The following is a 22,632-nucleotide window of genomic DNA, read 5'->3' as shown; positions in this document are numbered from 1 at the left end:
GTGAACCAGCAAGCCAGCGTTGCATTAGTCGGGAGCGGCCGCTGATGGAGGCCTTTCTGCAAGCGCTCACGGCCGGCCTGCTGATCGGCGCGGTCTACGGCCTGATGTGTGTGGGCCTCGGCCTGATCTTCGGCGTCATGCGCGTCATCAACTTCGCCCATGGCGACTTCATGATGCTCGGCATGTATACGGCCTTCTATCTCTTCACCGCAGCCGGCATTCAGGCGGTCTTCGGCAACGCCGTCGGGCCGTTCGTCGCCATCCTGCTCGCAGGGCCTGTGCTTGCAGTCTTCGGCTATTTCGTTCACCTCACCCTGATCTCTCACGTGTCGGGCACGCGCACGGCTTCGCTCGAAGGCGAAGGCCACTATGCCCAGCTCATCCTTACGCTCGGCATCGCGCTGATCCTGCAAAACGGCGGCCTCCTCATCTTCGGATCGGTGCTGGCCTCGATCCGTACGCCGCTCTCGAGCTCGGCCTGGGCGCTCGACCTGTCTTCCGACATCAGCGTGTTCATCAACAAGGCGCGCGGTATCGATGCGATCGTGTCGTTGGTGATCATGACGCTGCTCAGCCTCCTGATCACGCGCTCGCGCATCGGCAAATCGCTTCGTGCCGCCGCCGACAACCCGACCGCGGCCACCTATATGGGCATCGACGTCGACCGTGCGCACCGAATTGCGTTTGCCTTGGGCTCCGGCATCACCGCCATCGCCGGCGGCCTGCTTGCCACCAACTACCCGTTCCATCCCTTTGTCGGCCTTGAATATGTGATCGTGATGTATGCCGGCGTCGTGCTGGGCGGCATGGGCAGCATCATCGGCGCGTTCTGGGGCGGCATGACAATCGGCCTGGTTCAGCAGATGTCGACGCTGATCCTGCCGACGCAGTTGCAGAACGCTGCGATCTTCGTGGTCTTCCTCCTCATCATCTTCTTCCGTCCGCAAGGCTTCTTTGGGCGCATGGTGGAGCGGACGTGACCATGCCGCATCTGCGCTCGCTATTGCCCGCCATCGTCTTCACCATCGCTTATGCCGTGGTTTCGATCGGCGTCACCAATTCCTACTATCAGCTCGTGCTGACGCTGGTGCCGGTATGGGCGGTGTTCGGGCTGTCCTGGAATCTGCTCAGCGGATACACCGGCCTGATCTCGTTCGGCCATGCCGCCTTCTTCGGGATCGGCGCCTATACGACCGCGCTCGGGCAGATCTATTTTGGTCTGTCCCCGTGGCTGCTGATCCCGGTCGCAGCGATGCTCGGCGGTATCGCCGGCCTCCTGATCGGCTTCCCCACGTTCCGGCTACAGGGCCACTATTTCGCGCTGGCCATGCTCGCCTATCCGCTTGCCATTCTCTACGTGTTCGAATGGCTCGGCTTCCAGGAAGTCACGCTTCCGATGAAGCGCGATGCGCCCATCGCCTTTATGCAGTTCGGCGATCCCAGGGTTTACACGCTGGTGGCGTTGGCCATCATGCTGGCCACGATCGTTCTGACCCGGATGATCGAGCAATCCCGCTTCGGCATGGCCCTGCTCGCGATCAAGCAGAACGAAGCAGCAGCCGAAGCCGCCGGCATCAACACGCTGGCGTGGAAGCTGCGTGCGATTACGCTCAGCGGCGCCATCGCCGCCGCGATCGGCGCCTTTTACGCCCAGGTTCTTCTGGTCGTTACCCCGCAATCCGTGTTCGGCATGCTGGTGTCGGCGCAGGCCCTGACCGTTGCCATGTTCGGCGGCGTCGGCACGGTATGGGGACCGGTGATCGGATCGGTGATCCTGATCCCGCTGGCCGAAATCCTGCATGCGGAGGCCGGCGATCGCTTCCCCGGCATCCAGGGCGTGATCTTCGGCTTTGCCATCATCTGCGTGATCCTGGTCGCGCCCGAGGGGCTGTTCTGGAAGCTGCGCGATCTCCTGCGCAAGCGATTTGCAAGATCCACGCCTCAGACAACCGCGGCACCGGATGTAACGCAGCCGGTTGCGGCCACCGTGACACCCTTGACCGTAGCTCGAAAACGCGCCGCCACCTCGGAAGTCGTGCTCGAAGTGCGCAATCTCTCGCGCTCCTTCGGAGGCCTGAAGGCGGTTCAGGATGTCAACTTCAAGCTGCATCAGAACGAGATCCTCGGCATTATCGGCCCGAACGGCGCCGGCAAGACCACGCTGTTCAATCTCCTCAACGGGTTTCTGCGGCCCGACCAGGGCGAAGTTCTCATCGGCGGCCGCGACATGTCGGGCCAACGTCCGCACACGATCTGCGAAGCCGGCATCGGCCGCACCTTCCAGGTCATGCGTCCGTTCCTGCGCATGTCGATCCTCGACAACGTCGTGGTCGGCGCCTATGTGCGCGCCAAGGACGAGGACGAAGCTCGGAAGCTTGCGGCAGACGCGATCGCGCGCGTCGGCCTGTCCGATGTTGCCGATCGGGTCGCCGGCGAGCTCTCGACCAAGGAATTACGCCTGATGGAACTGGCCCGGGCGCTTGCCGGCCAGCCGCGCATCCTGCTGCTCGACGAGACGCTGGCCGGCCTCGGCCATGGCGAGGCGGACGAGGTCGTTGCCGTCATTCAGCAACTTGCCCGCGACGGCATCACGATCGCGATCATCGAACATACGATGCAGGCGATGGTCCGACTCGTCGACCGCTTCGTCGTTCTCGACCATGGCGCCGTCATCACCGAGGGTGAGCCGGAAGCCGTCACGCGCGACAACCGCGTGATCGAGGCCTATCTCGGCAAGAAATGGGTGGCCCATGCTGCGCATTGAGGAATTGAGCGCGGGCTATTCGGCCAAGCCTGTTCTGAACGGCGTGTCGATCAACGTGGAGGCAGGCCAGTTCGTCGCCATCGTCGGTCCGAACGGCGCCGGCAAGACCACGCTGTTCAAGACCATTTCCGGCATTCTCTCGCCGAGCCGCGGTCGCATCACGTTCGATGGAAATGACCTGCTCGCGATTCCGCCCGCACAACGCGCCCATCTCGGCATCGCGCATGTGCCGGAAGGGCGCCAGGTCTTTCCGTCACTGACGGTGATGGAAAACCTCGAAATGGGCGCGATGACCGAGAGCGGCCGGCGCGACTGGAAAGAGAATATCGAGCGCATTTTCCAGTGGCTGCCGGTTCTCGCAGAGCGCCGCGGCCAGTTTGCCGGCACGCTGTCGGGCGGTCAGCAGCAGATGCTGGCCATCGGCCGCGGTCTCGCCTCCTCGCCGAAATTGCTGATGCTGGACGAACCGTCGATGGGGCTCGCGCCGTCGACCGCCGATTTCATCTTCGATCGCCTGATCGATATCCGCAAGCAATCCGGCCTGACCATGCTGCTGGTCGAGCAGCGCGTGGCGGAAGCGCTGGAATCGGCCGATCACGGCTACGTCCTCGAAGCCGGACGGGTCGTGCTCGAAGGCAACAACGAAACGCTGCGCGCCGACGACCGCGTCCGCAAAGCCTATCTCGGCATGTAACGAGTCCTGAGAAACAAAAGAAACAGGGAGAACAAGATGAACAAGAACACTAAAGGCAGGAACGCCGCGGGAATGACGCGCCGGACCGTTCTTTCGGGCGCCGCCGCTGTCGGCCTCTCGGGATTGGCCCGCGCGCAGCAACCGGCCGAGGTCAAGGTCGGCCTGATCGTTCCGCTTTCCGGCATCTACACCCGCCCCGGCCAGGTCATGAAGATGGGCGCCGAGATGGGCATCGATCACATCAACAAGCAGGGTGGCATCAAGGCGCTCGGCGGCGCCAGGATGAAGCTCGTTGTGATCGATTGCGGCGACACCACCGAGAAGGCAAAGAACGCAGCGCAGCGGATGGTCGCGCAGGAGACGGACCTCGTCGCCGCCACCGGCGCCTATCTTTCGTCGTTCACGCTGGCCGTGACCGAAGTGACCGAACGGGCCGAACTGCCGGTTTTGACCCTCTCCTATTCCGATTTGCTCACCGAGCGCGGCTTCAAATACATCTTCCAGACGGCAGCGCCTGCCAGTCGGCAATCCGAACTCGGATTGCCGACGCTGATGAAGCTCGCCGAATCCGCGTCCGGAAAGCGGCCGAAGACGGTGGCGATGCTGATGGACAACACCGCAACCTCGATCGCGACGGCGAAGGCGCTGAAGGAAAAACTGTTCGCGCAGGAAGGCCTACAGCTCGTCGTGGAGGAAGTCTGGACGCCGCCGCTGTCGGACGCCACCCCGCTGATCCAGAAGGTCCGCTCCGCGCGTCCCGATCTGCTGCTCTTCATGCCGAACGCGGTATCGGACGCCAAGCTCGGGCTGGAGAAGATCAACGAGTTCGGCCTCGGCCAGGGCAAGATCCCGACCGTCTCCTTCAGTATCACGATCGCCGAACCCGACATGCTGCAAAGCGTGAGCACGGAAGCCGTGCAAGGCATTATGACCATCGTCGCCAACTGGGGCTCGAAGGGCCAGGAGGAGCTGATCGCGGAACTGAAGGCCAAATACAAGGAGCCCTGGGCGACGCAGAACGTCGTCTCGACCTACGGCGACATGTGGCTGATGAAGGAAGCGCTTGAGAAGGCCGGCAAGGCCGATCGTCAGGCTGTCGCGCAAGCTTTCCGCACGATGGATGCCGGCCCCTCGAAATATTTTCCGGGCGGCCAGCTCAAATTCGACGAGAAGGGCCGCCGTGTCGGCGCCGGCGTCGTCATCGTGCAGTGGCAGAACGGCGTGCCGGTCACCGTCTACCCGCCCGAGCTCGCGCAAGCCACGCCGTTCTGGCCCAAAAAATCCTGACAGGAGCGTTTCGTCACCATCGAGGGAGGAGGATCGTCATGACTGGGAATATCACGACCAAAATGACCCGGCGAACGTTGCTCGCCGGCGCGTCCAGCGCACTGGTTGCATCCCGCGCCTGGGCGCAACAACCTTCGGAAGTGAAGGTCGGCCTGCTGGTGCCGATCTCCGGCATGTACGCCCGCCCGGGCACGGTGATGCGCCAGGGCGCCGAGATGGCGATCGATCACATCAACGCGCAGGGCGGCATCAAGGCGCTCGGCGGCGCCAAAATGAAGCTGGTGGTGCTCGATTCCGGCGACAGCACCGAGAAGGCCAAGAACGCCGCACAGCGCATGGTGGCGCAGGAGACCGATCTGGTGGCGGCGAGCGGCGCCTATCTCTCTTCGTTCACGCTCGCTGTTACCGAGGTTACGGAACGGGCCAATCTGCCCGTTCTCACCCTCTCCTATTCCGACCTGATCACCGATCGCGGTTTCAAATATGTCTTCCAGACTTCTGCGACGGCCGGCTCTCAGGCGCGCCAGGCCTTGCCGCAGATCATCAAGCTGGCGGAAACCGCGTCGGGCAAGCGGCCGAAGACGGTCGCGATCCTGACCGACAACACCGCGGCTTCCATCGCCTCGGCCAAGGCCATGCGCGAAGGCCTGCTTACGGAGAACCAGCTCCAACTGATCGTCGACGAGACCTTTACGCCTCCGCTCGCCGATGCGACGTCGCTGGTGCAGAAGATCCGAACCGCCAAACCCGATCTGCTGTTCTTCCTGCCGACGGTGATCTCCGACGCCAAGCTCCTGCTCGAGAAGATGAATGAGTTCGGCCTCGGCCAGGGCAAGATCCCCACCATCTCCTTCGGCATCGCGATCGCCGAACCGGATATGCTCCAGACCGTCAGCGCCGAGCTGCTACAGGGCGTCTTGACCTGCGTCGCGAGTTGGGGCGCCAAAGGACATGAGGCGCTGATCGCCGAGCTCAAGACCCGCTACAAGGAACCATGGATGACGCAGAACGCGATCTCCACCTATGGCGACATGTGGGTGATCAAGGACGCGCTCGAAAAGGCCGGCAAGGCCGACCGCGTCGCGGTTGCCGAAGCGCTGCGCAGCATGGATGCCGGACCCTCGAAATACTATCCGCTCGGCGAGATCAAGTTCGACGAGAAGGGCCGCCGGATCGGCGCCGGCATGACCATCGTGCAATGGCAGTCCGGCATTCCGGTGACCGTGTTCCCGCCGCAGCTCGCGCTGGCGCAGCCGTTCTGGCCGAAGAACTGACATCGCCCAACAAGAAACGGAGAACAACATGGACAAGGCGACCTACGACCGCGGTCTCGAAATCCGCAAAAGCGTGCTCGGCAGCGAGTTCGTCGACAAGGCATTGGCGAGCGCCGACGAGTTCAACCGCCCGATGCAGGATCTGACGACGGAGTACTGCTGGGGTTATGTCTGGGGCCGTGACGGCCTGGAGCGCAAGACCCGCAGTTTCCTCAACCTGGCAATGCTGTGCGCGCTCAACCGGCCGCACGAACTGAAGACCCATGTCCGCGGCGCGCTGGCCAACGGCGCCACCCGCGAAGAAATCCGCGAGGTGTTCATGCAGGTCGCGATCTATTGCGGTGTGCCGGCGGGTGTGGACGCGTTCAGGAACGCCAAAGAGGTGTTCGCCGAGCTCGACAGGAAGTAGATGCCGCACATGAAGGACAAATGGGCCCTCGTTACCGGAGCGACCGCCGGCCTTGGACTGGCGGTGGCGGAAAGCCTTGCCGGTGCGGGGGTCAATATTATCCTGCACGACCTCGAGGAACCAAGGGAAGCGGCCGATCGCCTCACCACGCGCTTTGGTGTCACCGTCATCGCCGTTGAAGCCGACTTGTCGCGGCGGAAGGCGATCGAAACCATGATGGACGACCTGCTGGTTCTTTGTGGTACGATCGACATTCTCGTCAATAACGCCGTGGTCCGGCATTTCGCTGCGGTGGATGACTTTCCGCCGAAGGAATGGGATCGCGCGCTGGCGGTGAACCTGTCAGCGCCGTTCCATCTCATTCGCCTGGCGCTGCCGGGCATGAAACAGCGCGGCTGGGGCCGCATCATCAACATTGCCTCGATCTACTCGACGCGCGCCGTCGAGGATCGCATCGATTACGTCACCACCAAGACGGCAATCCTTGGCATCACCCGCGCGGTAGCGCTGGAAACCGCCCGCACCGGCATTACCTGCAACGCGGTGGCGCCCGGCACGCTTCCGACACCCGCCATCCAGAGCAAGATCGCATCTATCGCCGCAAAGGCCGGCGAAAGCCTGGAGAGCACCACGGAAAACTACCTGGCGAGCCGCCAGCCTTCCGGCCGGTTCATCGGAATGGAAGCTGTCGGCGCGCTCGTCGTCTTTCTCTGTAGCGCAGCGGCACAGGACATCACAGGCGCCAGCATACCGATCGATGGCGGGTGGTCGATCGCATGAGACGAACGCTCCGGAAAGGAATGCCTTTGACGTTTTCGCCCTCGACCAGCCGCCCCATGTTCAAATTGCCGAAATGATGATTCTGCCTATAAACCGGTACTGAGCCACGCGAACGAAGGCCCGCCATGGACAGACGTACGGAATTGCAGTCGACGCTTCGAATCGAGGACGTTCCGACCGTTCGGGCAATGGTCGCCCAGAAGCTGCGGGAAGCCATCATGTCCGGCACGCTCAAGCCGGGGCAGCGGCTCGTGGAGCGCGAGCTCTGCGAAATGATGGGCGTCAGCCGTCCCTCGATCCGCGAGGCACTGCGGCACCTGGAGGCCGACGGGCTCGTCAACACCGTTCCCCATCGCGGGCCGGTGGTCAGCACCATCAGCCTTGAGGAAGCCCGGCAACTCTATGATGCCCGGGCGGTGCTCGAAGGATTTGCCGGCCGCGAGTGCGCCCGGCTGCGCGATCCCGACGTCGTGCGGCGGATTGGCGATGCGCTGGCCCGGCTGAAAGCGGCGGCAGCCAGGCAGGACCTGGTCGGATGCCTGGAAGCCAAGACCGATTTCTACGGCGCACTGATCAGCGGTTGCCGCAACAGCTTCGTCGAGCGGATGCTCAGACCGCTCCATGACCGCATCACACTGCTGCGCATCACCTCGATGTCGCAGCCCAAGCGGATCAACAAGAGCCTGCGCGAGGTGACTGCGATCTGGCGCGCGATCCAGAGCGGCGATGAGGAGCTTGCCGAGCGTTGCTGCATCGATCACGTCAAGGCCGCGGCGGTCGCCGCCCTCGACATGATCGCACGCAATTCGGCCAAGGAGAGTTCGCTTCCCGACGAATAGGTGAAGCGCATAGGGAGAGTTCGATGTTGTATCTGGTGCGATCGTTTGCCCTGCTTCTGTTGCTTGCTTTTCCTTCAGCCACAGCGCTCGCGCAGGACTATCCTTCCCGTCCGATCACGATGATCGTGCCTTTCTCCGCCGGTGGCCCCGGTGACGTCATCGCGCGCATTCTCGGGACCGCCATGAGCGCGACGCTCAAGCAATCCTTTGTGATCGAAAACGTGGTCGGCGCCGGCGGCACGCTCGGCACCAATCGGGTCGCGAAGGCTCTACCCGACGGTTACACGCTGCTCCTGATGCATGTCGGCCAGGCAACCGCGCCGGCACTCTATGCCAAATTGCCGTTCGATCCGGTCGGCGATTTCTCGATGATCGGCCTCGTCACCGACGTGCCGATGATCCTGGTAGCGCGGCCGAACTTTCCGGCAAAGGACCTGAAGGAGCTGGTCGCCCGCATCCGAAGCGACGCCGACAAGATGACGCTTGGCAATGTCGGGCTCGGGTCCGCGTCGCAGCTCTGTGGTTTGATGTTCATGAGCACCACCGACACCAAGCTCACATCGGTCTATTACAAGGGCGGCGGCCCCGCGCTGAACGATGTCATCGCCGGCCACATTGACGTCTATTGCGATCCCGCCACCGGACCGACGCCCCACATCAAGGCCGGCACGATCAAGGGCTACGCAATCACCAGCAAGAAGCGTGTTCCGACATTGCCTGATGTGCCGACCTCGGCCGAGGCCGGCCTTCCTGCGTTCGACGTCACAACCTGGTATGGCCTGTATGCGCCGCGCGGGACGCCGAAACCGGTCACCGCCACGCTGGTGGCCGCCCTCCAGACGGCGCTCAAGGATCCGGCGCTGGTCAGCCGCTTTGGCGAGCTCAGCATGGCTCCGGTCGAAGAAGAGCGTGCCACCCCGGAAGCGCTTGAGGCCTTTCTCAAGGCGGAAGTCGACAAGTGGGGCCGAATTATCAAGGCGGCGGGCATCGAACCGCAGTAGGCGCCAGCGGCTTTCGCGAAATGAGGCAGGTGGGTTTCTAAGAGAACAACAACCGGCTGGAGCACAGCGCGCACGTCGCACGCGAGCGCAGGCCGCAGCTATCGCTCTCGAAATGCCCGGGCCACCTGATCGAACAGCGGCTTGACCAGATAGGAGCCGACCGTCCGATCCGCCGTCTTGATGAACGCTTCGACCGGCATGCCGGGCACGAGCCTGACTTCGCCAAGGCGGGCGAGCTCCTCAGGGGTGATGGCGATGCGCGCGGTATAGTAGCTCACGCCGGTGCGCTGTTCGGTCGTTACATCGGCCGATAGCCGGCTGACCATTCCATTGATCTCCGGCGTCGTCCTCTGGCTGAAGGCGGAAAACCGCAGCGCGGCGGCCTGCCCGATCCGTACCTGATCGATATCCTGCGGCATCACCCTCGCCTCGATCGTCAGACGATCCAGGGCCGGCACGATCAGCATCAGCGGCTCGCCGGCGCTGACGACGCCGCCGACCGTGTGGACATTCAATTCATGGACGGTGCCTGAAATCGGAGCGCGGATCTCGATCCGCCGCAACTGATCTTCTGCGGCTACCTTCCGCTCGGTGTATTCGCCTGCCTTGCCGTCGATCTCGCGCATTTCGCGGCCGACTTCGCTCGCCAGTTCGCGATCGATCTGGGTAATCTGAAGTTCGATCTCGGATATCTTGCCTTGACCCTGCGCCGCCGCCGCGACGAGCTGCGCCCGCTCGCCCTCGAGCCGTGCCGCCTCGCGCTCCAGCGCCGTGAGCCGGGTCATCTGGATGAGCTTTTGTGCCCAGAGGTGCCGGACACCCTCCAATTCGTTGTTGACCAAAACCAGTTCCCTGGATTTGGCCTCTTGCTGGGCAACGATCCCGCCGGCTTCCTCGTTGAGCTGAGCGATCCGCTCGCGCAGTTGCCGCTTCTGGCCGAGCCGGGTCGTGTTGCGTAGCTGGAACAGACGCTGCTCGTCGGACATCAGCTCGATGACGCCTTCTTCCTGCCGCCTGTCCTTGAATGCGGACGGCCATGCGACTTCGGATGCGCCGTCGCGTTCGGCCCGCAGCCGCGCGCGCCGTGCGGTCAGCTCGTCCAGCGTCTTCGACACGATCTGCAGGTTTGCCCGCGTCATGGTCTCGTCGAGGCGGATGAGAACGTCGCCGGCCGCGACGCTCATGCCATTGGTTACCGCAATCTGGCCAACCACGCCGCCGGTCGGATGCTGGACCTTCTTCGCATTGGATTCGACGACGACGCTGCCGGGCGCGATCAGGGCGCCCGAAATTTCGGTGGTGGCGGCCCATCCGCCGATGCCGCCCGTGACCAGCATGACGGCCGCGAGACCCGCGACGATGTGCCGTCGGGTTGACGCGCGCGGATCGATCAAATCCGGATCTGACATGGCTTATGCCTGCACGGCCTGAACGACCTTGGGCGCGCTGACGACAGGGTCGCGCCGCAGCACCTTGGCCAGCACTTCGTCCTTTGGGCCGAACGCCTGCTGCCGGCCGCTATTGAGCGCGAGCACATGATCGACCCCCGACAATGCGCTCGGCCGGTGCGCCACCACCACCACGATCGCTCCCCGCGCCCGCGCGCCGAGAATGGCCTGCGTCAATGCCTCGTCGCCTTCGACGTCAAGATTGGAGTTCGGCTCGTCGAGCACCACCAGAAACGGATCGCCGTAAAGGGCGCGCGCCAGCGCGACGCGCTGCTGCTGGCCGGCCGACAAGGCCGAGCCCTGCTCGCCGATCTCCGCGTCATAACCTTGCGGCAGAGCGAGCACCATTTCATGGACGCCCGCGGCTTTTGCCGCAGCGATGATAGCCTCAGACGTTGCGTTGGGATCGAACCGCGAGATGTTCTGCGCGACGGTCCCCTCGATCAGTTCGACATCCTGCGGCAGATAGCCGACATGTCGTCCGAGCTCATCGGGCATCCATTGATCCAGCGTCGCGCCATCCAGCCGCACGGTGCCGCGCGCCGGCGCCCACAGCCCCACCAGGACCCGGGCAAGCGACGATTTGCCGGACGCGCTGGGACCGATCACACCGAGCCCGTTGCCGGCCTTGAGGGAGAACGACACCTCGTGCACGACGGCACGCGGCACGTCCGGCGGCGCCGCGCTGACATTGTCGACGCTGAGCCCGCGCTGCGGCTTCGGCAGCGAGGTCGGCACCCTCACCTCCGGCAGCAGCAACAGCAGCTTGTGCAGGCGTTCGCGCGCCTGCCTGGCCCCGACGAAGCTGCGCCAATGCGAAATCGCCAGATCGACCGGCGCAAGCGCCCGGGCTGACAGGATTGACGAGGCAATGATGACGCCGGCGGTGGCCTGCTGGTTGATCACGAGGTAGGCACCGACGGCAAGCACGCCCGACTGCATCATCATCCGGAACGATCGTCCCATGGCGCCGAGGCCGGCGGCCAGATCGCTTGACCCGGCTTGCCCGGACAGGAACTTCCGGTTCAGCGACTGCCAACGGCCGGAGATCCATCCGGTCATGCCAAGCGCAGTCAACGCTTCGGCGTTGCGACGGCTTGTCTCCGCCAGGCGTGCGCGCTGGTTGCCGATGCGATTGGCGTCGAGCGCCGACCGCTTTGCCAGCAATTCCGACACCAGCGTCAGCGATACCAGTATCAGGGCGCCTACCAGCACGGTGACGCCGATCCAGAAATGGAAAGCAAAGCAGATCGCGAGATAGAAAGGCACCCAGGGCAGATCGAAGAAAGCGGTCGGCCCCGCGCCGGACAGATAAGTGCGCACCGTATCGAGGTCGCGAAGCGGCTGGATCGACTCGCCGCGCTTTGGCGCCTGGATCGGCAGTCGCATGACGGTCGCATAGATGCGATCCGACATGGCCTGGTCGAGACGGATGCCGATCCGAACGAGCAGCCTGCCCCGCAGCGCGTCCAAAAAACCCTGAAAGACATAAAGCGTGAGCGCCAGCACCAGCAGACCGACGAGCGTCGGCACGCTCCGGCTGGGCAGAACCCGGTCATAGACCTCCATCATGAACAGGGAGCCGGTCAGCGCCAGAATGTTGAGGATCGCGCTGAATCCGGCGATGGCAAAAAGGGCCGAGCGGAAACGCGCAAGCGCCGTATCCAGCTCGCCTCTGATATCTCCGGATTGTTGCCGGCTGGGTGTCAATGGATACGCTCACTCGTCTGGCTGTGGCCGTATCTGAGAATTGTTACAGTTATCTGACGACGCAAAAATGGGGGCGCGAACGCCCCCATTTCGGGTCTCGACTGAGCTGGACGATCAGGCGAAGCGGAAGTCGTCCACCGTGAGAGATGCCTTGTTGACCCCGATCAGGGTGATGCTGGACCCGTCATTGTAGGCGATCTCGGTACCGATCGCGGTGTTTGACACTGCGCTCGACTGCATCAACGCGTTGAAGTCGGCAAATACCGCAGCATCGAGTTGAATGACGTCGTCCGAGCCCGCACCAGCCTGGAAATCGAACACGAGATCGCGTCCGTCTCCCCGCTGGAACACGAAGGTATCGTTGCCCGCGCCGCCGTAAAGCTGATCGTTGCCCTGACCGCCGGCGAGCGTGTCGTTGCCGTTTTCACCAAACAGGACATCGCGGCCGGCTTCTCCGCGCAGGATGTCCCTGCCGGAACCGCCGAACACGAAGTCGTTGCCGGATCCGGCATTGACGATGTCGTTGCCGCCTTGGCCGAACAGGAAGTCGGCCGCACCGCGCCCGTTGATGATATCGACCCCTTCGGTACCGAACAGCAGATTGCTGGCGTTGGTGCCGTCGATCACGTTGGCATCCGTCTCGCCGGTGACCGTCAAGGTGAAGGTTCCGGTCGAGGCGGCGTGAGCATTGTCCTCGGCTGTATAACGAATGGAAACGGTAGCGTTTTCACCGTCGTTCAGGCCATCGAACAGGTTGCCGGGGTTGAACTGCAACTGGCCGCTCTGGTTGATCGAGAAGGCCGACTGCGCGGCGCCGTTGCTCAGGTTGATGCCCGAAACACCGGTCACCTCGAACGCGGTCAAGGTCGGCGGTACGCCGTCCTCGACATCGGTGTCGTTTGCCGTCAGCGCGAAGGCCTGCGACTGGTTTTCGCCGACCGTCGCCGCGTCGTCCACCGTGACCGGCGCGTCGTTCACCGGAGCGACCGTCACGTTCACCACGGCGTCAACGGCCGGCGCAGTGCCGTCGCTGACCTTGATGATGAAGCTGTCGCTGCCGTGGAAGTTCGTATCCGGCGTGTAGGTGTACTGACCCTGGGCATTGACGCTGACCGTGCCGTGCTGCGCAGCCCCGGCCTGGTAGGTCAGCACGTCGCCGTCCACATCGCTGGCGGCGATCTGGCCAACCAGCTGGGTGTCCTCGTTGGTGTTCGCTGCCACCGGCGTCGTCACCGTCGGGGCGTCGTTCACCGCTGCGACCGTCACATTCACCACCACGTCGACGGGCGGCGCGATGCCGTCGCTGACCTGGATGATGAAGCTGTCGCTGCCGTGGAAGTTCGCGACCGGCGTATAGGTGTACTGGCCCTGCGCATTGACGCTCACCGTGCCGTGCTGGGCACTGCCCGCCTGGTAGGTCAGCGTGTTGCCGTCCGCATCACTGGCGGCGATCTGGCCGACCAGCACGGTGTCCTCGTCGGTGTTTGCCGTCACCGGTGAAGTCGCCGTCGGTGCGTCGTTCGCCGACGTAACGGTGAAGCTGACCTTGCCGGTGTCCGAACCGCCGCGGCCATCGCTGACCGTGTATTCGAACGAGGCCGGGCCGTTGAAATTGGCCGCTGGCGTGAACTTCACGCCGCCTGCGACCAGCTCCACGGTGCCGCCGACTCCGTTCGACACGGCGCTGATGACGAGCGTGTCGAGGTCGGCGTCGGTGTCGTTGCCAAGGATGTTGGCGAACGGGATGATGAACGCTGCCGCATCTTCGGCCACGTCCGCAGCCGTGTCGTCGGTGGCTACCGGCCCGCGATTGACCTGCGCGTCGGTGATGCCGGTTCGGTCGAGTTCCTCGCCATCGGCGAACATCACCCTCTCGACGCCGCCGCCGGCCTGCTGGCCCTTCAGCGTGACGATGCTGCCGTCCGACAGGACGATCTGGGTGTCGTTGCCAAGCTTCTGGAACGTAACCTCTGACGAGGCGACATCCTGGAACACCAGGATATCGCTGTCGGCGGGCGTACCCGCGGCCTCGGTGATGGTGTCTGAGCCGTCGCCGAACTCGTAGGAGTACGTATCCGACCCGGCGCCGCCGGTAGCGGTGTCGTTGCCGCGACCGCCTTCGAGTTGATCGTTCTGCTCGCCGCCATCAAGCAGATCGTCACCCGATCCGCCGAGCAGGGTGTCGCGGCCCGGTCCGCCGTAGAGCTTGTCGTTGCCGCCACCGCCCCGCAGCAGGTCGTTGCCGCCGTAACCGAACAGCGTGTCGTTGCCGGCATTGCCGGTCAGCACGTCGTCAAGCGCCGATCCGGTGAGATGATCGTCTCCGGCGCCGCCGTTCTCGGTCACGGCGACGGCGTTGAGCACGGTATCGGTGCGTGCCCCCTGGTTCTGGATGCGCAGATCACCGGCCTGGGTCGTGTCGGCCATGTTGTAGGCGGTCTCGGGGGTGCCGTACCTCTCGGACATATAATCCGCGAACGCCGCCTGTTCGCCCAGCACGTTGGCCGCGGTGACGCCACCTCCCGCGAAACCGGCCGCAGAAGTGAAGTCGAGCGACTCGTCCACCGGCGCCGACAGCGTTCCGTCCGCCAGCAGATAGCGGAAATTCTCGCCATTCGCCTTGGTCGGGTACCCATCGCCGCCATTGGCGGTGAAGTTCAAAGTGATCACCGTGATGACGGACGGGACATCCTGGAGGATGACGCCGTTGTCGACGAGCTTGACGATGGTGTTGCCGTCCTCATCGATCAGCGCAAGGTCGCGGATACGCGATCCCGGCGTGGTGCCGACGTTACCCTGGCCAGTCGGATCGTAGGAATAGGCCACGCCGCCGATCTGCGGGAATCCGCCGTTGTTCGGACCGAGGCCCGCGCCCCAGTTGAGGATGTTGAGCAGACCCTGCACCGTGGTGTCGAACGCCATCAGCTTGTTGTCGAAGCGCAGGGCGTTCTCGACGTCGAGCTGCGAGATCGCGCCTGCCGGCTTGCCGGCGTCCGGATTGGCCGCGGTCGGCAGCTTGTCGATCTCGCCGGTGACCGGGTCCGGATCGGACACCGTCCCGATGGCCGAGCGGATGCCTCCGCCGTTCTTGAGCGAAACCACGAACGGTACGTCACCGACCGCATCGCGCAACGCCGCGGCGTTGGCGTCGGCAGTGATGTCTCCGAGGTTGGTTTCCTCGTTACGAATGATGGCGCGCTCGCCCTCGAGATAGACGTTGGAGAAGCCGAAGACATTGCCATCCTTGACGTTGATGACGGCCTGGACGGCGTCGGTGACGTCACGGACCTTGTCGCCGCGGGTGCCTTCCGCGAAGGCCGTGTTTTCGAGGTTGCCGACCGTCGTGTTCCAGGCCTCGGCGACGTTCTCTTGCGTCGAAGCATAGGCGCCGTTGATCGACTGGTTCTCGGTGAGGCTCGGCAGCACGATCCGGCCCTGCTGGTCGAAGTCGACGACCAGACGCCCGAGATAGGTGTACTCGTTGTCGGTATTGACGATCAGGGTCGTGCCACCGTCGGCGCCCGTTGTGACGAGCGGATAGGTATCGTCGGGGGTCGGGCTGTGTCCCGGGAAGGCAACCAGCTCGTCATCGGCATCGGCAAGGCGCGTATCCGAGCCTGCCGACAGGATGATGTCGACGCCGCGCAGCAGGGTCGCCAGCAGCTTCTCGTTCTGGATCTGCTGTAGATGCGACTGCACGATGATCTTGTTGACGCCTTCGGCAATCATCTCGTCGATGATCGGCTGCAACTGGGCTGCGAGCAGCACCATGTCGTTGACTTCGCCGTTGGCGCCGGGGCCGGTCGGGAAGCCCCTCACCTCGGTGCCGGTCGGCGATGAGATCGACTCCAGGAGCTGCGTGGTGGCGCCGATGAGACCGATTCTCTCGCCGCCTTCGGTGATAACCGCCGCCGGAGCGATCCGGCCCTTCAACGTGTTGGCTTCCGGGGTCAGCGTCCCTGCCCCGTTGCCCACCGTGTTGGTGAAGCGCGGATTGAGGTCGGCATCGCCCGAGAAGTCGAGGTTCGAGGACAGGTACACGAAGTTCGCGCCCGACCAGCCCGCAACGCTGCCCGGCGTGAACGCGTCGCGCAGAACACGCGAGCCGAGATCGAATTCGTGGTTACCGATGGTCGACGCTTCGACGCCGATCGCATTGAGCATTGCGATATCGGCGGCCGCAATCGGCACGTTCACGCCGGCCGCAACGTTCGAGCCCGACGCCGCGTTGATAGCGGCCCGGACCGACGCATCGGTACCAGCCGAGAGGAACGGACCGGCAAGGAAGTTGTCGCCGCCCGAGAGAACCAGCGTGTTGGCGAACTGATCCTCGAAGGCATCGACCATGGCCGCGAGGTTCTTGGCGGTGCTGGTCGCAAGCAGACTGGCTTCGCCGTCCGAGAAGTGCAGCAGTTGCAGGCGGAAGTTCTGCGACGCTGCCGTGACGGTGAAGTCGAGGGCATCCTGGGCGATACCGCCGAAGGCATTACCGGCAGCATCGGTGATCACGCCCGAAGCCATCGTGACGTCGTAGGAGGCTCCAGCCACCAGATCGGCCGTCGGATTGACGGTGACGGTGTTGCCGGAGATCGTGACCTGCGAGGCGTCGTTGATCGAGATCGTACGCGTATCACCGGCGCCGTTGCTGATGACGATGTTGCCGGTGCCGGCTGCAACAGCTTCGTCGAAGGTCAGGACGATGTTGCTGCCGGCAGCAACGCCGGTCGCGTTGTCGGCGGGGTTTGCCGTCGTGAGCACGGGTCCCACCTGGTCGATCAGTTGCGCGGCCGTGAGCGTCCGGTCCGAAAACTCGAACCGTTCCACGTTCACGACGGTGTCGACACCATCGGCGGAGCCTGCACGGTTGTCGGTGATGACAAAGGAGCCGCTCTGCATGGTGATCGTGTAGTTGCTGCGTGCACCGGTGTAGACGGCGACGTCGCCGGCCGCCCCGTTGCTGCCGCCGTCGATCAGGTCGTTGCCGCCGCCGGCGACAAAGCGGTCGTCACCGCCGAGGCCGCTGAACGTGTCATCGCCGGACAGGCTGCCGCGCGCGCCGAACTTGAGGGTATAGGCGGCCTGGTCGAACACGTCATTGCCGGCGGTTGCGATCGCAGCCGAGCGGGACATCACGAGCGACGACACCGAGGGATCATGATCGGAAAGCTGGTCGATGAATTCCGAGTTGATGTGCACGATGTCGAACTGGGTGCTGTCGAACAGGTTGTTGGTGACCAGGATGTGATCGAGCGCCTGCGCGTTGCCGTCGAAATTGTAGGAATAGCGCTCGTTCTCGGGCAGCTTGCTGATCAGCTCCGCCAGTACGGCGCTACCGGGCGCAAAGATGCTGGCGGTTCCGTCCGGATTGGCGGTGGTGCGGGTGAGCGCGCCGGTGACGAGATCGACGACCGGGAAAAACTGGAAGTCGTTCAGGTCGCCCAACACCACGATACGGTCATCGGTCGTCGACACGTTGCCGAGGAGACTGTCGACGAAGGCGTTGATCGTTTCGGCCTGCCCTTCACGCTCGTTCGAGGTGCCGGTCTGTTGCGCGGTCCCGTTGATCGGATCGGCATAGAGCGGCAGGTCGAGCAAGGTGGTGTAGAGCGGAGCCGAACCGCCCTTGGAGGAGAGATGGTTATTGACGGTCCAGAACGTTCCGCCCTGGTCGTCGGTGTAGCCCACCGGCGACCATTCCATCGGCAGCGATTTGCGCGTGGCGGCAAAATCGGTATTGCCCTGCCCGATCTGGTCGGCGCTCGGGAATTCCTGCACCTTCACGCCATCCGCATCGGAGAGGATGGTGGTCAGGCCGTTGCGCGAGGTCGGCGAAACCGCATCGGGATTGTACAGGTAGGCAACACGCTGATTGCCGCCGGGGATGCCGCCGATATTGTCGATCGGCGGTGAGTCGATGGCCACATAGCGCGGCCCGCCCGCGGCAACGATGGCGTCGATGAGCTGCGACAGGGTCAGCGAAGCGCTTGTGGTGCCCGAGCTGGTGGCGCCGTTATTGTCCAGCACTTCCTGGAGCGCAATGATTTCGGGCGCCTTGAGGTTGTTGACGATGGCGGCCGCAAGACCGTCGAACTTGCTTTGCGGCGTGGGCACGCCATCCACGGGTTGACCCACCGGCGCGAGATTCTCGACATTGAAGGTCGCAACCCGCATCCGGTCGAAATTCTCCACGATGGTGGTGGTTTCCTTCTGGAGGTTCGCCGCCGTAACCGGGCCATAGGCCTCGGTCGTGTTCACCTCGTACTGGCCGTTGGCGTAGTTGACGACGCCGGTCACATCGCCCAGGCGATCGCCGGTCTGCCAGCCGGTTGGCAGCGCAACGCCCGCCTCGTCATCGAGCTGGATGCGCTCCGGATTGAAATCGAACACCTTGTCGGCAGGCTGCGCCGTTCCGGGCGTCGTGTCGCTGATGGTCAGGCCGCCCCGCGGGTTGTCCGAGGGGTTGGCGCCCACGTTCGGCGTGACGAACTGCTCGTCAAAAGCCGAGTGGAAGGGAGACGTGACGCGCACGTCTTCAAGCGTGACCCGCATGCCCTCCAGCGATTCCCAGAAATCCGATCCCTGATGGACCGGATCGTAGACGCCGCCCGGCGCCGTGGTGTCGACATCGTCGTCACCGAGCGAAACCAGGGCCGGCTTGCGCTCAAGTCCGGTCACGAGGTTGTCGACGTCGCCGATGCGTACCGCCGTCGGCAATGCATTGCCGGTGGACAATATGCTCGTCGTGCCTGCCACCGGATTGAGCTGTGTCACCGAGAGCTGGTTCGTGCTGGCGAATTCGTTGACCGTTGCGGTCAATTGCACTTCCGCGCCGACCACGATGCCGGCCGGGATCGTTGCCCCGGCGCCGGTGCCCAGGAAGACAAAAATGCCGTCCGAGGTCCGGTAGTCGCCGTCGCCCACCGCGTCCTGGATGTAATAGCCGACCGGGTTGTTGCCGCCATTCTCGGTGCCGGACGCATCGATGGCCGTGACGATGCCGCGCACCGTGACCTGCTGGCCGACATGCTCCGAGCGATGTCCCGCGCCCTGAACGTCGTAGATATGCATGATATCGTCGTTCTGGATCGTGCCGGTCGCGACCGCCTGGGTGGCGCTCACCGCAGCGGCCACGCCTTCCTGCGTCGTCGTTGCGCCGGTGATGGTAGCCGTGAAGATCTCGTTGGCTTCGAACGAGCTGTCGCCGGCGACGTTGATCGTCACTGTCGCCGAGGTCTGGCCAGCGGGAATCGTGACCGTGACGGTGCTCGGCAGGTTCGCGATGCCGGAGAAGTCCTGCGCATTGGCGCCGTTGCTGGCGCCCGGCGCCAGTTGCAGCGTCACGTCGATCGAGCCGATCGTGCCGTTGGTACGCTCGACGGTGAAGGTGAACGCGGTGGTGCCGCTATTGCCTTCCGCGTGCGTGACATTGGTCGAGGAGGACGCAATACGAACCTCCTGCGTGTAGTCTTCCGGCAGGGCCGCGTAAACGGTCAGCCCAGAGCCGGCATATCCCGCGCTTGAGTCGCCCTCGTTGGCGGTCAGCACGAGTGCCGTGCCGGTCGGGCTGTCAGCGGCGCTGATAAACTTGGTGACTTGGGGCGCGTTGCCTTCACCTGCCAGCGGCGGCCGGTAGCCGACATAGGAAGCATTGGCCGGATCGGTGATGTCATAGATCATGACGCCGCCGACACGCTCGAGGCCGACAAAGGCGTAGGTGCGGCCATTGATGACGCCGATATCGACGCCCTCCGGCTCCGGACCCTTGTTGTCGGAGCGATTGTCGGCAGCGCCGCCTCCCCCGTTTTCGGCGGTGTCGATGTTGAACCGCGCCGCAAAATCGCGCGCAATGATCGCCTCGAACTCACCGCCGGTTTCGCGAACCTTGGTGATGGTGCCGTCGGCATTTTGCTTGAAGATCGAAATGCCGCGGCCGCCGTATGCGTAGATCTGATCGATGTCGCCGTCGCCGTCGGTATCGCCGAGGTCGGACCGGACACGAAGCCGCCCGAGGCCGGTGGTGTTGTTCTGGAGGGCCGCGGCGTTCGGATAGGCCGTGGAGTCGAGCAAGAGGTCGGCGAGATTGGACTCATCGTCGAGTTCCACTCGCGCATCGCCCTCGTTCGCGGTGACGAAGTAAGTCGCGCCGCCGACCTCAAAGCTGGCAATGGCATCCGGCTGAAGCAGACCGATCACGTCGGCGGCCTGGAGATTGATTCCACCACGATCGGTGCCGTCAAAAGCGTTGCCGGCCAGATTGCGATCGACGCCGCCAAGCGGCAGGATCGCGATCGGCTTGCTTGCCGTGGCATCGGTCAGATCGATCACCGCGACCGCGTTGACCTCCTGTAGTGTGACATAGGCGCGGGTTCCGTCCGGCGAAACCGTGATGTATTCCGGTTCGATATCCGCGGACGCCGTTTGGCCGTCCAGGATCGCAACGCCTGCCTGCTCGAGCACCGCTTCAAAACCGTCGAGGCCGTCGAACGAGATGGTGTTGGTCACGGCCGCGTTGGCGGCACCGCCCGAAAGGTCGATGATGGAGATGCTGCCCTCAGGGTTGATCAATTGCGTACCGCCGCCGGGGAGCGAAACCACGACCGGTTCGCCTTCGTTGGCGACCAGCAGTTTCGATCCGTCAGCGCTGAAAACCACTTGGTCGGGGCCGGCGCCGACATCGACGGTGTTGATCAACGTACCGTTTGAATCGAAAAGGGCGATGAACCCGTCCGTTCCGGCCGGGGCGCCGCCGCAAGCCACGGCGAGAATGCCGTTCTTGATCGCGACCGAATTTGCGCCGCCGAAGCCGTCGAGTTCGCTCAGGTCGATCGAGGACACGAAGCTGACGGCGCCGGTCGCGCTGATGGCGACGATATCGATCGTCTCGCCGATGGTGTTGAGCACGTAGGCCCGATCGGTCGTGGGGTCGAACGAAACCACCTCGGCGTTGGTGCCGGCGGCGGGCGCGTAATTGCCGAGACGAACGAGCTCGACCGCGTTGGTGCCGACCGGTGTCACGGCATTGCCCTGTAGCGACGGCGCCTGGTCGAGGATCGCGATGCCGTTGATTTCGTTTCCGGGAGCGGAATCGTCGTTCTGAATCGTCCCGGCGGCAACCGTCTGCGCGCCAAGCGAGGTCGATACGCCGCTGCTGTTGTTCGAAGCCGTCTGCAACGTCAGTGTGAAATTCTCGTCAGCTTCGACCGTGGTGTCGCCCGCGATCTGCACGATCACGGTTGTCGAAGTCTGGCCGGCGGGTATGACGCCGTTGAAGGTGAACGGCACGGCCACAACGCCGCTGAAATCCGCGGCATTGGCCGCTGCCGAGGTGAGCTGTCCCGTGAAGCTGAGGTCACCGGTGGTGCCGCCGGTGCGTTCGACGGTGAAGGTGAAGATCGTCGTTCCGGCATTGCCTTCGGCGTGGGAGACGGAGACCGAGCCGGCGTTGAAGGCAACGGTCTGCGCCTGCGTGCCGGACGGGATGTCGAACGTCACGCCTGCCAGCGGCGATTGCGGATCGGTGCGGAACGGCGCATCGGGCCTCGTACCGTCATTGTCCTGATCGCCGCTGCCGCTTTGCGCGATATAATTGGCGGTGGTGTTGAACGCCGTCAGAGCGGCAATGCGCGATGCGAAGATCAGGCCGCCGACAGCCGGATCGTAGACGGCGACATCGGCGCCATCCGTCCGGGGCAGCACCAGCGCCGTCTGCCCCGCAGTGAGGCCGGTACCGCCGAGCAGCCCGCTGCCGGTCGCAGTGGTGAAGCCGCCGTTGGTGTTCGTCACCGCAGCCAGGAACGTGGTCGGCGTGCTCTCGGATGTTCCAAGGAAAGCATAGATCGACTCGTCGGAGTTGCCGAGCGCGATCGTTCCGCCGGAAACCGTGCCGATGTTGACGCTGCGGGTGGCGGTGGAAGAAGTATTGAGGATTTCGACGATCGTGCCGGCCGCCAGTTCGCTTGCGCCGTTGGTCCAGGTCAAACCGCCTTCACCCGAGTTGAAAGCGCCGCCGGCGCCGATGGCCGAGCCGTTCCATTCGTTGTCGCTGAACCGGATTACCGTTCCGGCAGCAATCGGATCGATGACAATGAAGGCGAAGCCGTCATTTCCGTCTGCGTTGAAACCGACGAATGCAATCGAACCGGGACCGAGAGCCATCGAAATTCTCCATATGAAGAAGGCAAAGGAATGCCGTGGCGGCACGAGGTGCTCGCGCAGCATTGAAGGAGGGTTTTGTTTGACGCCGCAGCTAACGTCGGCGCGCGGGAATATAGGCGGCCGTTAATTACATCGAGGTGACGGTTTATTAACCATGCACGTCGTCGATATTCTCGCTCACAGCGGCAATTCGGCTGTTTGCGCGAACTTTCATCGGAAAATTCGCGCTTGCTGATTTATTCCTGTTTATTCCCGGGTCGCGCCAAAATGA

The 22,632-nt window shown here is 63.8% G+C and carries 12 protein-coding genes; 9 read left to right on the top strand and 3 right to left on the bottom strand.

Annotated elements, in window-relative coordinates; genetic code table 11:
• The first annotated feature begins 44 nt into the window (after positions 1–44).
• The 9 genes from JQ628_RS05520 (at position 45) to JQ628_RS05480 (ending at position 9,048) form a co-directional block, all read left to right on the top strand.
• Positions 45–980, top strand: a complete 936-nt coding sequence (locus JQ628_RS05520) for a branched-chain amino acid ABC transporter permease (protein WP_212220455.1) — start codon at positions 45–47, stop codon at positions 978–980.
• A 2-nt stretch (positions 981–982) separates the two neighbouring features.
• Positions 983–2,764, top strand: a complete 1,782-nt coding sequence (locus tag JQ628_RS05515) for a branched-chain amino acid ABC transporter ATP-binding protein/permease (RefSeq protein WP_212221122.1) — start codon at positions 983–985, stop codon at positions 2,762–2,764.
• Positions 2,751–3,458: an ABC transporter ATP-binding protein gene (locus JQ628_RS05510; protein WP_212220452.1), complete on the top strand. Its 708-nt coding sequence runs from the start codon at positions 2,751–2,753 to the stop codon at positions 3,456–3,458. The genes JQ628_RS05515 and JQ628_RS05510 overlap by 14 nt, the downstream gene beginning before the upstream one ends.
• 36 nt (positions 3,459–3,494) lie before the next feature.
• Positions 3,495–4,745, top strand: coding sequence for an ABC transporter substrate-binding protein (locus JQ628_RS05505; RefSeq protein ID WP_212220449.1), 1,251 nt, complete (start codon positions 3,495–3,497; stop codon positions 4,743–4,745).
• A 38-nt stretch (positions 4,746–4,783) separates the two neighbouring features.
• Positions 4,784–6,019: an ABC transporter substrate-binding protein gene (locus JQ628_RS05500; protein WP_212220446.1), complete on the top strand. Its 1,236-nt coding sequence runs from the start codon at positions 4,784–4,786 to the stop codon at positions 6,017–6,019.
• A 28-nt stretch (positions 6,020–6,047) separates the two neighbouring features.
• Complete coding sequence (locus tag JQ628_RS05495) at positions 6,048–6,428, top strand: carboxymuconolactone decarboxylase family protein (RefSeq protein WP_212220443.1); 381 nt, start codon at positions 6,048–6,050, stop codon at positions 6,426–6,428.
• Positions 6,429–6,437: 9 nt separating this feature from the next.
• On the top strand, positions 6,438–7,208 hold the full coding sequence (locus tag JQ628_RS05490; RefSeq protein WP_212220440.1) for an SDR family oxidoreductase: 771 nt from the start codon (positions 6,438–6,440) through the stop codon (positions 7,206–7,208).
• Positions 7,209–7,333: 125 nt separating this feature from the next.
• Positions 7,334–8,047: a GntR family transcriptional regulator gene (locus JQ628_RS05485; protein WP_212220437.1), complete on the top strand. Its 714-nt coding sequence runs from the start codon at positions 7,334–7,336 to the stop codon at positions 8,045–8,047.
• A 23-nt stretch (positions 8,048–8,070) separates the two neighbouring features.
• Entirely contained in the window at positions 8,071–9,048 is a 978-nt protein-coding gene (locus tag JQ628_RS05480; protein ID WP_212220434.1) for a tripartite tricarboxylate transporter substrate-binding protein, read from the top strand.
• A 98-nt stretch (positions 9,049–9,146) separates the two neighbouring features.
• Here JQ628_RS05480 and JQ628_RS05475 read toward each other — a convergent pair whose 3' ends face one another.
• The 3 genes from JQ628_RS05475 to JQ628_RS05465 form a co-directional block, all read right to left on the bottom strand.
• Positions 9,147–10,457 carry an HlyD family type I secretion periplasmic adaptor subunit gene (locus JQ628_RS05475; protein WP_212220431.1) on the bottom strand — a complete coding sequence of 437 codons (1,311 nt, stop codon included), beginning with the start codon at positions 10,455–10,457 and terminating at the stop codon, positions 9,147–9,149.
• Between the two features lie 3 nt (positions 10,458–10,460).
• Positions 10,461–12,206, bottom strand: coding sequence for a type I secretion system permease/ATPase (locus JQ628_RS05470; protein ID WP_433996103.1), 1,746 nt, complete (start codon positions 12,204–12,206; stop codon positions 10,461–10,463).
• 114 nt (positions 12,207–12,320) lie between these two features.
• Complete coding sequence (locus JQ628_RS05465) at positions 12,321–22,361, bottom strand: choice-of-anchor I family protein (protein WP_212220428.1); 10,041 nt, start codon at positions 22,359–22,361, stop codon at positions 12,321–12,323.
• Positions 22,362–22,632 lie beyond the last annotated feature (271 nt).

This window comes from Bradyrhizobium lablabi (genome assembly GCF_018129385.1).
GTDB lineage: Bacteria > Pseudomonadota > Alphaproteobacteria > Rhizobiales > Xanthobacteraceae > Bradyrhizobium > Bradyrhizobium lablabi_C.
This window is presented reverse-complemented; position numbering and strand designations above follow the sequence as displayed.